This window comes from Nocardioides soli, assembly GCF_014191495.1.
In the GTDB taxonomy this organism is placed as follows: Bacteria; Actinomycetota; Actinomycetes; order Propionibacteriales; family Nocardioidaceae; genus Nocardioides; species Nocardioides soli.
This window is the reverse complement of record NZ_JACHWR010000003.1, coordinates 602062-617268: the sequence shown is the minus strand read 5'-3', so window position 1 is coordinate 617268 and position 15207 is coordinate 602062. Positions and strand designations below refer to the sequence as shown.

Below are 15207 nucleotides of genomic sequence, written 5' to 3'. Positions count from 1 at the left end.
CCGTCACGTTTGGGTGAGGCGTGCCCGCCTGGCTCCTCCCGACGCTCCACGGCTACGGCCGCGGGCGGGTCCGGTACGACGTACTGGCGGGCGTCGCGGCGGGCACCGTCGTGATCCCCCAGGCGATGGCGTACGCGACGATCGCGGGGCTGCCGGTCGAGGTCGGCCTCTACACGTGCATGCTGCCGATGCTGGTCTACGCGCTGCTGGGCGGCTCCCGGTCGCTGAGCATCTCGACCACGTCGACGATCGCCATCCTCACGGCCTCAACGCTGAGCGTGCTGCCCGACCAGCGGTCCGCCGACGAGACGCTCCGCGACGCCTTCACGCTGACGGTGCTGGTCGGGGTCGCGCTGCTCGCGATGCGGCTCTTCCGGCTCGGCTCCCTGGTCGAGCAGATCAGTCCGGCGACGATGGTCGGCGTCAAGACCGGGGTCGGGCTGACCGTGGCCGTGACCCAGCTGCCGACCCTGCTGGGGGTGAGCGGCGACGACGGCGGGGGCGGCTTCTTCGACAAGCTCGCCGACACCCTGTCGAAGCTCGACGAGGCCGACCTCACGACGGTCGTCGTCTCGGCGATCGCGGTGGGCACGCTGTATCTGCTGCGGCGCGTCGCGCCTCAGGTGCCGGGTCCCCTGGTCGTGGTGGTCGGGGCGATCCTGCTCGTGGCGCTGACCGACGTCGAGGAGCATGGTCTCGCGCTGATCGCCGAAGTGCCCTCGGGCCTGCCGACCCCCACCATGCCGATGTGGGGAGACGTCGGCGCGCTGGTGCCGGGCGCGCTCGCGATCGCGGTGATGGCCTTCATGGAGACCGTGCTGGTCGCCCGGGCGCAGCGGGAGCGCAACGAGCCACCCATCGACAGCGACCAGGAGCTGCTGGCCAACGGCGTCGCCGCGCTGGCCGGGGGCCTGAGCCAGTGCCTGCCGCCCGCCGGAGGCTTCTCCCAGAGCGCGGTCAACCAGCGGGCCGGCGCCCGCTCGCAGCTCGCCGGCCTCACCACCGCCGTGCTCGCGGTGCTGGTGGCGCTCTTCCTGGGGCCGGTTCTCGACGACCTGCCCCAGGCGATCCTCGCCGCGATGGTGCTGGTCGCCGTGCTCGGACTGGTCTCGCCACCCGACTTCGTGCGGCTGCGCCGGGTCGACCGCGGCGAGTTCTGGGTGGCGGCCGGCACCGCCGTGGTCGGGCTCACCGCGGGGCTGCTGGTCGCGGTCGGGCTCGGCGTCGCGCTGACGCTGGTGCTGGTGCTCCGGGCCGTCAGCCGCGACCAGTCCCGGCCGCTCTATCCGCGCCCGGGCGGCGGCTGGACGCTCGTCCCGCCCGAGGCCGGGGTCGCCGTGCCGGCGTACGACGACCTGCTGCTGCTCCACGTCGGCGGACCGCTCTACACGGGCAACGCCCGCCCCACCCAGGACGCGGTGTTCGCGGCCGCCCTCGCCGCACGACCACGTGCGGTGGTGCTGGAGGCGCTCGAGGTGAGCTGGGTGACGATGCCGTTCCTCGACGTGATCGAGGGGCTCGCGACCGACCTCGACCGCGAGGGCATCGACCTGCTCATCGCCGGGCTGCCGGAGCGCTCCGTCCGGGCGGCCCGGCACTCCGCGTGGTTCGCCGACTTCGCCGAGCGGGGTGGCCTCTGCCACGACGTCGACGAGGCCGTCAGCCGCGCGCGCTCCGGCTGACGGCGCCCGCGCCCGCCGCCAGGTCTGGGCCGCACGCCTCCACCGAAGGTTCGCGACGGTTTGCAGCGGCTCCCGGCCCTGTGGGTTTTCGGCGGCTGGCCGGTGAAACCCGCACGACACGCCGTGGATCACCGGCGTGTCGTGCGGGTTTCGGCTGCCAGGTGGGCGGCGGTTTCGAGGCCGCTGCTAGCGCAACCACCGTCAGCGGGTCAGCCGTGCTCGCGGCGGCGGAGTCCCAGCCCGACGGCGACCGCGCCCGCCAGCAGCAGACCGAGGCCGAGGCCGAACAGCCAGGGCGGCACGTCGGCGCCGGTGCCGGGCAGCGGGATCCCGCCGCCGTCGTCCCCGTCGTCGGTGCCACCGTCGGCACAGCTCGTCGAGACCTCGATCGGGATACGCACCGTGACGGTGCCGCCCCGACCGTCGGCGACCCGGTAGCGGACCGTGAAGTCGTCGTCGCCGGTGGTGCCGATCCGCAGCCTGCCGTGGTCGGTGCTCTCGACGGTGACGTCGGCGGGGACCTCGATCGAGCCCGTGACGATGTGCAGCTCGTCGCCGTTGGGGTCGCTGACGAACGCGAACGGGTCGATCACGACGCGGCCGTCGCACGCGACCGAGATGCCGGCGCCCGCGGCACCGTCGCCGTCGAAGGTCGGCTCGTCGTTGCGGAACACCGCGAAGTCGGCGTCGAGCTGCGACGTCGAGGTGAGCGTCAGCCGGGTCACCGTCGGGTCGCCGCCGTCGAGGTCCGAGACCGGCGCGTCGGGCGCCTGCACCGTGGCGCCGTCGAGCGCCACGACGTACCTGCCGGGGGCGAGGCCGTCGACGCGGTAGTACGGGTCGTCGCCGGTCGGCGCGCCACCACGGGCGGCACGCGGCGCCGTCGTCGGCGGGCGGCCGGTCGTCTGCCGGATCGAGACGTCGTCGCCGCCGCCCTCGACACCGTCGGGACCTAGGTAGGTGACCGTGATCCCGATGCCGCCGAGGGCCACCTCGTCGGCCTGCCGGGTGCCGTCGAGGTCGACGTCGCGCCAGACCAGGTCGCCGATCGCGGAGTCGCCGACGTAGCCGAAGTCCTGGGCGAGATTGCTCTCCCCGCCCGCGAGCGTCAGGGCGGACGCCGAGTCGCCGCCGCCGTCGGGGTCGGCCGTCGCGCGTACGCCGCTCGGCAGGTCCGCCTTCGCGATCGTCACCCGGTAGCCGCCCGCGGGCAGCCCGGTGAAGAGGTAACCGCCCTTGCCCTCGGTCGGCTGCCTGAGCCGCGCGTCGTCGGCGGTGCCGAACGCGCCGTCGAAGCCGGCCCAGTCGAGCGTGACGCCGACGTCGGCGAGGCCGGGCTCGGTCGGGTCCTGGACGCCGTCGCCGTCGAGGTCCCACCACACGAAGTCGCCGATCGAGCCGGTGCCGGCGTACCCGAAGTCGACGTCGCGGGCGGCCTCGGCCCGGTCGAGGACGCGCACGGCGGTGCCGTCGCCGCCGCCGTCGAGGTCGTAGACCGCGCGCACGCCGGCCGGCAGGGTCGCGGCGACCACGGTGACCCGGTAGCGGCCGGGCGGGAGGTTCGCCACGACGTACTCGCCCTGCGCGTCGGTGGTCCGCGTGCCGTAGTCGACGTCGTCCGCGGTGCCGAAGTTGCCGTCGAAGCCGGCCCAGGTCGGGTGGATGTCGACGTCCGGGAGCCGCGGCTCTCCCGCGTCGACCGTCCCGTCCTCGTCGAAGTCCAGCCACACCGTGTCGCCGATCGAGCCGGTGCCGGCGAGCCCGAAGTCGAAGTCGAGGTCGTCGCCGGTGACGGTCGCGATCCCGACCCCGTCCAGGGCGCCCTCCCGGTCGTAGCTGACGCGCATCCGGTCGGCGGGAGCGCCGAGGAGCGTGGCGCGCACGACGCCCGACGGCACTCGCGGCTGGCTCCACCCGCCGTCGGCACCGGTCTGCTGCGTGCCCAGCACGACGTCGTCGGCGGTCTCGAGGGCACCGTCGACCCCCGCCCAGACGACGCGGACCCGCTGCCCGGGGACACCGGGCTCGGTGCCGGCACCCGGGGTGCGCGGGCCGTCGCCGTCACCGTTGACGTCGAGCCAGACCAGGTCGCCGATCTCGTGGGTGCCGGTGTAGCCGAAGTCGGCGTCGAGGTCCTCATCGCCGGGCCCGACGAGCTGTCGCACGGTCGAGTCGTCGAGCGTGCCGTCGGGGTCGAAGGTCTGCCTCAGCCCGCCGGGCAGCGATCCCGTGACGACGTCGACGCGGACGTCGCCGTTCGGGATGCCCTCGACGAGGTACGTCCCGTCCGCGGCGGTGGTCCGGGTGACCGTGACGTCGTCGCCTCCCCCGAAGGCGCCGTCGAGGCCCCACCACGTGACGTCGAGCTCGACGCCGGCGAGACCGGGGTCGCCTAGGTCCTGGTCGCCGTCGCCGTCGGTGTCGAGGAAGACCGTGTCGCCGACGCTGTTGGTGCCGCCGTACCCGAAGTCGACGTCGGTGGCGTCGTCGCCCGCGCCCAGGTCGCGCACGGCGACGCCGTCGGGGTCGGTCGTGCCGTCGTCGAGGTCGTAGGTCTCGGTCAGGCCACCCACCGGGAACGGCCCGCCGACGGTGACCTCGAACCGCCCGGTCGGCAGGCCGTCGACGGTGTAGTCGCCGTCGCCACTGGTGGTCGCGGTGCCGTAGTCGGCGATGTCGTCGGCGGTCCCGAGGTCGCCGTCGAACCCGGCCCAGGTGACACTCACGCCGACCCCGTTGAGCCCCGGCTCAGCGGGGTCCTGTGCGCCGTCACGGGTGAGGTCGAGCCAGACCCGGTCGCCGAGGCTCTGGGTGCCGGCGTACCCGAAGTCCTGGTCGAGGTCCTCGGCTCCCTCGGCCAAGGTCACCTCCGACGTGCTGTCGGCACCGCCGTCGGGGTCGAAGCTGTTCGTCAGGCCCGGTGGCAGCGTCGTGGTGTCGATGTCGACGCGGAACGTGCCGGCCGGCAGCAGGGTCGGCGGGCTGGTCGTGTTGTTGGTCAGCCACCGGCCGTCCGCGTCCGTGGTGCGGTCGTAGACCTCGTCGTCCCCGCCACCGACCACGCCGTCGGGGCCGAACCACGTGACGGTCACGTCGACGCCGGGGATGCCGGGCTCGCCCGGGTCGGCGCCGGCACCCGGGGTGTCCGGCCCGTTGCCGTCGCCGTCGACGTCGAGCCAGACCAGGTTGCCCAGCTCGCCGCCGTCGAGGTTGACCGCCGCCGTGTCGGCGGGCCCGTCGTAGCTGCGGGCCTCGTCGTTGCCGGCACGGTCGGCCTCGGTGAGACCGAAGAACCCCGTCACGTCGGCCCGGTTGACGAGCTCCGGTCCGGGCCCGATGTCGCCGACCGGGAAGGTCGCGGGGACGTCGAGGGTGTAGGTGATCTCGACGGTCGCACCCGGCAGGATCACCGGAACCGTGAAGCCGAGACAGGCGTCGCCCGCGCCCAGCGCGTCGTCGGTGACCGCCCAACTCGTCCCGTCGGCGATGCCGCCGGCCGGTACGGCGACCCGCGGCGTGCCGGTCGTGCAGCCGTCGGTCTCGCCGGTGTCCGGCTCGTCGACGACGGCCACGTCGTACGCCGTCCAGTCGCTGTCGTTGGTCACCGACACGTGGTAGGTGACGGTGCCGCCGACCTTGCCGCGCGCCGTGTCGGCCGGGCCGGGGTCGATATCGGTCTCGACCTGCTTGGTGATCGTCACGGAAGGCTCGGCGACCGGCACGTCGGCTGCGTCGGAGAGGGTGCCCGTCGCGTAGTCCAGGTCGGCCGTGTTGTGCACGGTGGCGCCGTCGACGTTCGCGGGTAGGTCGAGGGTCCGGGCCTCGAACGTGATCGTCCAGGTGCGCGTGAACCGGTAGGCCCCGACCACGCCCAGGTCCCAGACCGGCGGGTCGGTCGCCGGCGGGTCGGCGTCCTCGGGCCGCACGAAGGCGGTCAGGTTCGCCAGGCTGCAGTTCGTGCAGTCGGCCGACACGGTGCGGACGTACGCCGTGCGGTCGCCCGCGAGGTCGTCGGTGATGGTCGTCTGGCCGAAGTTCAGGCCGCGGGGGAACTCCGCCCGCAGCGTGTACGTCGCGATGCCGCCGGGCGTGGTCCGCGGCGTCGTCGTGGTCTTGGTGAAGATCGGGCCGGCAACCGTGACGCTGGCGCCGTCGGTGGCCTGGTAGCCCGGGCAGGTCGACGGCGAACAGGCCGACGCGCCGGGGTCCCGGCCCGACCGCTCCGCGCCGCTCGCACCGGCCAGCGACGTCGTCGTCGCCTCGGCGGTGTTCGCGATCGTCGCGCTGGCGTCCAGCGGGCTCGCGAGCCGCACCGTGTAGGTGAGCGTGACCGACGCGCCGGGGGCGAGGTCGGCGAGGCTCCAGGTGATCGTGCCCGCGGCCATGTCGACCACGCCGCCGTTGCCGACGCCGCTGACGGAGGCGACCCTCCCCTGGTCGAAGTCGTCGACCACGACCGGGTCGTGCGCGGTCGAGACCGCGCTGCCGGCCCGGTTGGTGACCACGATCGTGTAGGGCACATCCGCGCCGGGCAGCACCGTCGTGCTCGCACCGGCCACCTTGTCGATGGCGATGTCGGGCTCGACGAGCTGGGTGCTCACCTCGGCGTGCGCCGAGCCGGCAACGGGGCCGGAGCCGTTGTCGAAGCTGTAGGTCAGGTCGGTGGCGTTGATGACCGAGTCGGGCCGGCGGTTGAGGGGCTCGCCCGGGTCGTCGGCGGCGTCCTCGACCACGGCGTCGAAGGTCAGCCGGAAGCAGCCCTCCTGCCCTGCGTCCGGCGACGTGGGGCCGGGCAGCTCGGCGTGGATGGCGTTGCCCGAGGTCGTCACGATGGCCGACGTGCCGCCCGAGGTGGGGCACTCCGCACCCTCCGCGACGAAACCGCTGTTCGCGTCCACCGAGCCCGGGACCAGCGTCTGGCCGCGGCCGACCAGCGTGTCGTCGAGCACGTAGTCCTGGGCCGTCGTGCCCCCGGGCTGCCGGGTCTCGATCGTGTAGTGGATGGTCTCGCCGATCGTGGCCTGGTTCGACCCGGCGTTGCCGGCCTCCGCGACGCCGGTGCTCCGCGTCTTGGTCAGGACGATGCCGGGGCTGTAGACGTTCGCCGTGTCGTCGGCCCGGTCGGTGTTCGCGTCGTCCTCACGACCCGGGTCAATGTTGTTCCGAGGGACGTAGGTGAAGCTCGTGCCGATGTTCGTGGCCGACTGGTACTCCACCACGCCCGCGTGGTTGGTCCACTGCGCCGCGAGCGGCACGGCGCCGGAGGGCAGGGTCCAGGTGTAGTGCAGCACCGTGGTCTGGCCCGCGGCGAGGTCGAGGCCGGACCAGGTGATCCGGCCGCCGCTGCACGCGCCGCCGTGGTCGATGCTCGAGATCTGCGCACAGGTGGCGTCCGGGACGCCACCGGTGCCCTGCGGCAGCAGGTCCCACACGACGGCGTTCGTGGCGTCGCGCTCACCGTCGTTGGCGACGCTGACGGCGTAGGTGACCGCGTCGCCCTCGACCACGTCGCGGAGCGGGTCGACCGGCGGGTCGTACGTCGTGCTGTTGAGCCCGCTGATGCCCTTGGTCAGGCTCAGGTGTGCCTCGACGAACCCGACCGACGCGTCGTCCGGATTGACGAAGACCTCGCCGTTGGTGTTCTGGAAGGAGTAACGGGCGCTGTTGGTGATCGTCGTCCCGTTCGTGCCGAGGTCGGGCGGGTCCGCCGCGACGAACACGGCCTGGATGATCGCCTGGGCGGTCTGCGCCGGCTGGACCACCTCTCCCGGGATCAGGGTGAAGTCGACCCGCTGCTGGGCCTGGGTCGGCGACGGCGGCGTGACCTGGGGGTTCGCGATGTTCGCCTCGGGCACCTCGTTGTCGGGGCCGGGCATCGAGGTCTCGTAGTTGAAGCCGAGGGGCAGGAAGTCGACCATCGACACGTCGCGGGTGTCGAGGAAGTCGGGCGCGGTGGCCGTGAGTCGGAAGCAGACGCGGTCGCCCGGCCCGACCCCTGCCGCGAAGCTCGGATGCCACCTGACCAACCGACCGTCGCCGCACTGCTGGCCGGGGGTCGGGATCCCGACGTCCTTGGTGAACGTCACGGCGGTGCCGGACTGGGTGGCGCTCGAGTCGTCGGTGACGGCGTTCGTGTCGTGACCGAGCGGGTTGCTCGGCCCGCGCTGGTCGAAGGTCGTCACGTCGGCGTCGAGGTCCGTGGTGTTGGTCCAGGTGTCGTTGGCGGAGACCGGGTTGCCGTTGTGGTAGGCCGTCAGGGCCTCGGTGGAGAAGGTGATCTGTCCGCTCTCGTTGGGGCCGAACCGCCCGTCGGGCAGGTCCCACCGCAGGCTGGTGCGGCCGGTGCTCCCGTCGTACTCGTAGAGGTCGTAGGCGAGGCTCGGCGGCGGCGCGGTCTCGCCGGTGCAGGCCGTCGCGGCCGTGTCGATCGGGCAGGTGCCGTCGGGCGTCGTGTCGCGCACGACCGGGCTCCCGACGCCGCCGGCCACGACGTACTCGGAGGTCTGCAGCTGGATCGTCCACGTCGAGATGCCGCCCTGGGCGATCGTCGGCGTGTCGACGTACTTCTGCTCGGAGACGTCGACGGCCTGCACGGACTCGGTGTCGGTGACGACGCTCGCCTGGCCCCCGAACGTCGTGTCGACCTGCGCCTGGTTGACGTAGACCTCGCCGTCCCCGACCTGGGTGGTGAGGGCGCCGGTGTTGTTGTCGAGGTTCGCCGCCTGGGCTCCGCCCGTCCCCGGCGTGGCACCCGGCCAGGTCATGGTGTTCTTGCGCTGCGGGATGCCGGCGACGTAGGAGATCTGCGCGGTCGCGGAGGCCCCCAGGGTGTCACCCACGTCCCACACGACGTGGGTGTAGACGCCGGGGGCCAGGCCGGCGGGCAGCCCGCTGTCGACGGTCTCCACGGTCACGGGCGCGGGACACTCGGCCGGCGGCAGCACGTTGCCCTGGGTCAGCGGTCCCGAGCCCGGGTACTCCTCCCCCGCCGAGTTGTCGACGTCGCCGCAGCCGAGGAACTCCAGGCCGGCCGGGATCCAGTCCTCGACCAGGCCGATCTCGACGCCTCCCTGGGTGCCGGTCTCCAACGTGAGCGTGTAGACGGTCTGGTGGTCGTGGACGCCGCGCAGCAGCTCGCCCTCCGGCGACGGCTCCGCCTTGGTGAGCAGCACCGGGACCAGGGTCGTGGCGCCGGCGGCGCTCGGGGCGGCCACGATCCCGGCCCCCGTGGGCGGGTCGACCTCGACCGGGTCGGCGGTGCCGGGGTCCGGGAAGGTCGGGACCGTGGCCTCGGCGGTGCTGAAGTAGGCGTCGACGGGTGCGTCGATGGTGTCGTTGACCTGCCACTGGCCGGAACCCGTGCCGACCTCGTGCTGCAGCGCGTAGCGGAAGTGGAAGACGCTCCCCGCCGCGATGTCGACGACGTTCTCCCAGAGGTAGACGGTCCCGGTCGGCGTACCCGCGCCGTCGGTCTCGACCACCGTCCGGCTCGGCGGCTGGTCCGCCGACGAGAGCGTCACCCCGACCGGCACCCGGACCGAGAAGGCCAGGTTGTACGCCGGCTGGTCGCCGGTGTTCTCGAAGGTCACCACGACGGGCGTCTCGCCGCCGATCAGGGTCTCGCCCGGGATGTCCTGGCTCACGCTCAGCACCGCCGCCGCATCGGCCCGGGGCGTGAGGCCCTGCGGGAGCGGCACCACCGCGAGGATCGTCGCCAGCAGCAACAGGCCGGTCCACGCGGGCAGACTGGACCACGGGTGCGCGCGGACGACACGCACCCCTTCCCGAGGATCCGTCATGCAGCGACCGTAAGCAGGCATCGCCCGCGCCTCACTCACCCAAGAAGGGTGAAGCGAGCCACGGGTCGGGGGCACCAGCGACGTGCTCGAGCGCCTGACGGCGGTGCTCGATCCCGGCGACCCGGACTTCGCGATCGTCACGCCGTAGCCACCCCGCTCGCCCGGCTGCGCACCGGCGTGACGGAGACTGGTGCCGTGGCCGGCCAGCGCAAGCGCAGACGACTCCTCGTGGGATCGGGCGTCCTCCTCATCGTCGCGGGCGTGGCCCTGCTCGGCTACGTCGGGTGGCAGCTCTACGGCACCACCTGGGTGTCCAAACGCGAGCAGCACAAGATCGTCGAGGCCACCCGCGACGTGTGGGAGGGCGGCGGCCGATCCGCGGACCAGCGCGCCCTCGCCGACGGGGTCGTCGCACTGGTCCGGATCCCGAGGCTCGGCGAGGAGTACGTCGTCCCCGCGCACCGCGGCACCGACGACGCCACGCTCGCGCGCGGCTTCGGCATCTTCGACGACGCCGCCCCGCCGGGCGGCAAGGGCAACTTCACGCTCGCCGGGCACCGGATCACCCACGGCGAGCCGCTGCGGCGCCTCCCCGAGCTCGACGCGGGCGACGAGATCGTCGTCGAGACCGCGGACACGACGTACACCTACGTGCTGGACACCGACGGCGACGCCCTCACCGTCGACTTCAACGCGGGCTGGGTGACGACGTCCGACCCGGTCGAGCCCGGGACCGATCGGCCGATGTCCGAGCGGATCGGCTCGACCAGGCTGATCACGCTGGTGACCTGCGCCGAGCTGTTCCACACCGACGACCGGCTGGTCGCCTTCGGCCACCTGGTGTCGAAGGAGCCGAAGTAGCCCCGGCTCCTTGGTGGTCCCGGGGGGCCGGGTGCTGTCGCTGGCTGTGGGCGGGCCGGTGCGGCGGTGAGCCAGCAACCGTTCCGAGCACCAGAAAGGTTGCCTGCCCACCGCCACCCGGGAACCCACCGGCCCAGCGGTGCCGTAGCAACCATTCCGAGCACCCGAAACGTTGCCTACCCACCGCCACCCGGAAACTCCCCGGCCCGGCGGTGAGGTGGCAACCGTTTCATCAAGGGAAGAAGGCCGATCCACGCCTCCCCGGGTGAGCTCAGCCAGGGAGCCGCGGCCCCACCTTCATCCCTTGATGAAACGCCGACCCGCCCCGACCGCCCGCGAGCACACCGAGCGACCCCGGTTCACCCGCTCCGGGTGATCGCCGTGGGTCCGGTTCCACCCACGATGGGGCCATCCTGCCGACACCACGGCGCACCGAGGGAGAGGTGAGCACCCCGTGGACCTCGCCGCGCTGCGCGTCCGGGCGACCACGACGTTCCGCACCCGACGCGACCAGGCGAAGGCCCTGGTGGACCGGATCCCGATCCTGGGCCGGTTGGTGAACGAGTTCATCCGGATCGAGTTCATCGACCGGTGCATGCTGATCGCCGCCCAGGGGCTGCTGGCGCTGATCCCCATGCTCGTCGTGCTCTCGGCGTTCCTGCCGCACATCACCGGCGACGCCGTCCGGTCCTTCTCGGACGCCGCCGGCGTGGGGCACGACGGGACGCAGCTGATCGAGGGCCAGGTCAGCGCCGACGAGGTCCGCACCCAGACCGGCCTCCTCGGCCTGGTCATCACGATCTTCTCGGCGACCAGCTTCGCCCGGGCGATCCAGCGGATGTACGAGCGGATCTGGGAGCAGCCGCACGTCGGCGGGATGTCCGGCGCCCGGCGCTGCCTGCTGTGGCTGCTCGGCTGGATGATGACCCTGCAGATCGCCGGGGCGCTGCGCCGGGCCTTCGACGGCATCGGTGGCCTGGTCGGCGACGGACTGGCGCTGGCGCTCCAGGGGCTGGCCCTGTCGCTGATCTGGTGGGCCACCAGCTGGGTGCTGCTGTTCGGGCGGGTCCCCTGGCGCTCCCTGGCCATCGGGGCGCTGCTGACCGGCTACCTCGGCGTGCTCTACAACCGCGGCTCGTCGCTGGTGATGCCGCCGTACGTCCAGGCCAACGCCGACCAGTTCGGCACGCTCGGCGTGATCCTGGCCGTGTCGACGTGGCTGATCGGCTTCGCCGCGGTCATGGTGGGCGCGGCGCTCGTGGGCCGGATCGTCTCCGAGGACCCGACCGTGACCCGGCTGGCGACGTCGGTGTGGGAGGCCACCCGACGCCGCCAGCGGTCGGAGGTCACGACTCCAGCAGAGTGAGGGCCGCGTCCACGATGGCGTTGATGCCGATCCCGTGCAGGTCGTAGGCGTCGGCCAGCGACGACGACTGACCGAAGTCGACCACGCCCAGGGACCGGATCCGGTCCCCGCGCAGGCCCGCCAGGAACGACAGCGTGTGCGGGTGCCCGTCGAGCACCGTCACCAGGGGCGCCGGATGGGCCGGCGGGAACAGCTCCCCCGCGATGCCGGTCGCCGGACCCTGCTGGAAGGCCCGGAAGACCAGGTCCGGGCTGGTCAGGCAGATCGCGCCCACGTCGTGGCCGAGGTCGGTCAGGATCCCGGCGGCCTCGATCACCTCCGGCATGATCGCGCCGACTCCGACGAGCGTCACCTGGTCGGCACTGGGGTCGCCCGCGATCCGGTAGCCGCCCGCCACCACCTGCCGCCGCCGGCGCTCGCGCAGCGCCGGCTCCTCCGGCAGCCGGGCCTGCTCCTGGTCGATCGAGCGGGTCGAGAGGCGGAGGTACGCCGAGGTGCCGTCGGGTCGGCCGACCTGGGACATCGCGTGCAGCAGACACCACTCCAGGTCCTGCGCGAAGGCCGGCTCCCAGGCGACGCAGCCCGGCTGCTCCAGCCCGATCGACGGGGTGGTGATCGACTGGTGGGCGCCGCCCTCGGGCGCGAGCGTCACCCCGGACGGCGTGCCGACCAGGATCGACTGCCCGCCGGCGTAGATGCCGTACGACCAGGGCTCCAGCGCGCGCGCCACGAACGGGTCGTAGAGCGTCGCGATCGGGATCAGCCGCTTGCCCCACCGACTCCAGGTGGTGCCGAGCTCCGCGGCCAGGCCGACCAGGTTCACCTCGGCGATGCCCAGCTCGATGTGCTGGCCCGAGTCGACCTCCGACCAGCGGAGCAGGCGCTCGGCATCGTCGGAGAACCAGTCCCACCGGTCGTACGGCGCCCACACGCTGCGCTTGTTGATCCAGCCACCCAGGTTGGTCGACGACGCGACGTCCGGGCTACAGGTCACCACGAGGTCCGCGACATCGGGAGCGTCCCGGCTCAGGTCGGCCAGGATCCGTCCCAGCGCCGCCTGCGTCGAGACGGGCTTGCGGAAGGGATGCCCCAGCGAGGTGGGCACGGTGAGGGCCGCGGGCTCGCCCGGGTTCGGGCGCCGCAGCCGCTCACTGCGCTCGCGACAGAGCAGGTCGGCCGCCGAGTCCGCCGGGAACGCCGCCCACGGGTCGTCCCGGTCGGCGCCGCAGGTCTCGGCGAGCGCGACCATCTGCTCCCCCGTCAGCAGCGCCGAGTGGTTGGCCGGGTGGCCCTCGGTCGGCAGCCGACGACCCTTCACGGTGTAGGCGAAGATGACCGTCGGGCGGTCCGTGGCGACCTGGCCGAACGCGTCGAGCAGCAGCCCGAGGTCGTGGCCGCCGAGGTCGCGGATCGTCTCCGCCAGCTCGGCCGGCGCGATCGAGTCGACCAGCGCGCGCAGCTGCGGTGACGGCTGCGCACCGGCGAGCCGGTCCGGCAGCTCGCCGTCCGGGAGCCGCAGCAACCGCTGGTACTCCTCGTTCGACATCGACTCCAGGCGCTGCTTCAGCTCGGTGCCACCGGGGCGCTCGAAGACCGCCGAGATGGCCCGGCCCCACTTGAGCGTCATCGTCTGCCAGCCGGCGGCCTCGAACATGCCCTTGAGCCGGCCCGCCTGGATGTCCGGGACGACCCGGTCGAGCGACTGGCGGTTGAGGTCGACGATCCAGAGGAGCTCGCCGAGCTGGCCGACCTGCGGGTCGGCGATCGCCTCCCACACGGCGCCCTCGTCGAGCTCGGCGTCACCGAGCAGGCTGATGAACCGGCCCGCCCGCGGGGTGTCCGGGAAGTGCGCGCGCACGTAGCGGTGGGCGATCGCCGCCCAGATCGGGGCGGTCGCCCCGATCCCCACCGACCCGGTGGAGAAGTCCACCGGGTCGGGGTCCTTCAGCCGGCTGGGGTAGCTCTGCAGCCCACCCTTAGCCCGCAGCGTGGTCAGGTACGACGCGGGCAGCTGCCCGATCAGGTAGTTGATCGCGTGCAGCACCGGGGAGGCGTGCGGCTTGACCGAGATCCGGTCGGTCTCGTCGAGCTCGTGGAACCACAGCGCGACCATGATGTCGACCATCGAGGCCGAGGACGCCTGGTGTCCCCCGACCTTCAGCCCCGAGGGGTCCCGGCGGCCGTTGTTCGCGGAGTCCACGATCGACGTGGACAGCCAGAGGACCCGCTGGGCGATCTCGCGCAGCACCCCGACGTCAGCCCCGGACATGGGAATCGGCACCTGGTAGGCAGTCATCGGTCAGCAGGCGTCCAGTGCCTGCGCGTAGTCGGCCACCAGGTCGTCGGTGTCCTCGCAGCCGATCGAGAGCCGGATCAGGTTGTCGCGCTTGGGCATCGGGTAGACCAGCGTGTGCACGTCGCCGAGGCTCACCGCGATCGCCGAGAGCTTCAGCGCGGCTGCGAACTTGCCCATGGTCTCCGCGTCGCCGTGCAGCCGGATCGCCATCATGCCGCCGAAGCCGTCGGGCAGCAGCTTGGCGGCCAGCTCGTGGTGCGGGTGCGTCGGGAGCCCCGGGTAGCTGACCATCGCGACCTCCGGCCGCGACTGGAGGAACTCCGCCACAGCGAGCGCGTTGGCGCTGCTGGCCTTCATCCGCAGCCCGAGCGTGCGCATCCCGCGCAGGATCAGCCAGGAGTTGAACGGGCTGACGGCCGCACCGAAGGCGTCCATGTTGAACCGGACCCGGTCGATCAGCTCCTTGCGCCCCGCGACCACGCCCGCCACCGCGTCGCCGTGGCCGCCGAGCCACTTGGTCGCCGAGTGCACGACCAGGTCGGCGCCGTGCTCCAGCGGCCGCAGCAGGCTCGGCGAGAGGAACGTGTTGTCGACGATGTAGGTGAGGTTGTGCTCCCGGGCGAGGGCGGCCAGCGCCGGCAGGTCCGCGACGTCCATGTGCGGGTTCGACAGGGACTCGATGAAGAGCGCCTTCGTGTTCGGGCGCACCGCCGCCGCGACCGCGTCGAGGTCGGTCACGTCCACGTGCGTCACCTCGATGCCCTTGGAGGACAGGGCCTCGTCGAGCAGCACCCGGGTGATCACGAAGAGGTCCTCGGAGGCGATGCAGTGGTCCCCGGCGTCCAGCACCGCCATCAGGGCGGTGGCGCAGGCGGCCATGCCCGACGCACCGACCGCCGCGTCCTCGGCCCCTTCGAGGGCCGCGAGCTTCTGCTCCAGGGCGTACGTCGTCGGGTTGCCGGTGCGGCTGTAGAAGAACACGCCGGGCTCCCACTCCAGGGCCCGGTCGACGGCGTCCTCCTTCGCCACCGCGCTCTCGAAGGCGAAGGTGGCGGTCTGGTACAGCGGCGTGTTGAGCGCGTTCGTGCTCGGGTCGGTCGCCTCCCCCGCGTGGATGGAGAGGGTGTTCAGGCCGAGGTTCGAGTCCAGGTCGGCGCGCGGGTTGGCCGTGCTCATGGTGTTGCTCCTTGTCATACGAAAGTC

6 protein-coding genes are annotated in these 15207 nt (G+C 72.8%); 3 read left to right on the top strand and 3 right to left on the bottom strand.

What is annotated here, in order from left to right:
• Nucleotides 1-20 precede the first annotated feature (20 nt).
• Nucleotides 21-1682, top strand: a complete 1662-nt coding sequence (locus FHU40_RS21705) for a SulP family inorganic anion transporter (RefSeq protein WP_183594443.1) — start codon at nucleotides 21-23, stop codon at nucleotides 1680-1682.
• Nucleotides 1683-1891: 209 nt separating this feature from the next.
• Here the strand turns inward: FHU40_RS21705 and FHU40_RS21700 are convergent, their stop codons facing one another.
• On the bottom strand, nucleotides 1892-9481 hold the full coding sequence (locus FHU40_RS21700) for an SdrD B-like domain-containing protein (RefSeq protein WP_183594441.1): 7590 nt from the start codon (nucleotides 9479-9481) through the stop codon (nucleotides 1892-1894).
• A 195-nt stretch (nucleotides 9482-9676) separates the two neighbouring features.
• Between FHU40_RS21700 and FHU40_RS21695 the strand changes: the two genes are divergently transcribed.
• The gene (locus tag FHU40_RS21695) at nucleotides 9677-10342 is read left to right on the top strand and encodes a class E sortase (RefSeq protein ID WP_221200217.1); all 666 of its coding nucleotides are present in this window, start codon (nucleotides 9677-9679) and stop codon (nucleotides 10340-10342) included.
• A gap of 454 nt (nucleotides 10343-10796) precedes the next feature.
• Complete coding sequence (locus FHU40_RS21690) at nucleotides 10797-11708, top strand: YhjD/YihY/BrkB family envelope integrity protein (RefSeq protein ID WP_183594439.1); 912 nt, start codon at nucleotides 10797-10799, stop codon at nucleotides 11706-11708.
• Here FHU40_RS21690 and FHU40_RS21685 read toward each other — a convergent pair.
• Together FHU40_RS21685 and FHU40_RS21680 are read right to left on the bottom strand one after the other, a co-directional pair.
• Nucleotides 11689-13977, bottom strand: coding sequence for a pyruvate dehydrogenase (locus FHU40_RS21685; RefSeq protein ID WP_246391249.1), 2289 nt, complete (start codon nucleotides 13975-13977; stop codon nucleotides 11689-11691). The two genes, FHU40_RS21690 and FHU40_RS21685, sit on opposite strands and share 20 nt — an antisense overlap.
• Before the next feature lie 30 nt (nucleotides 13978-14007).
• On the bottom strand, nucleotides 14008-15180 hold the full coding sequence (locus FHU40_RS21680; protein ID WP_183594437.1) for a trans-sulfuration enzyme family protein: 1173 nt from the start codon (nucleotides 15178-15180) through the stop codon (nucleotides 14008-14010).
• Nucleotides 15181-15207 lie beyond the last annotated feature (27 nt).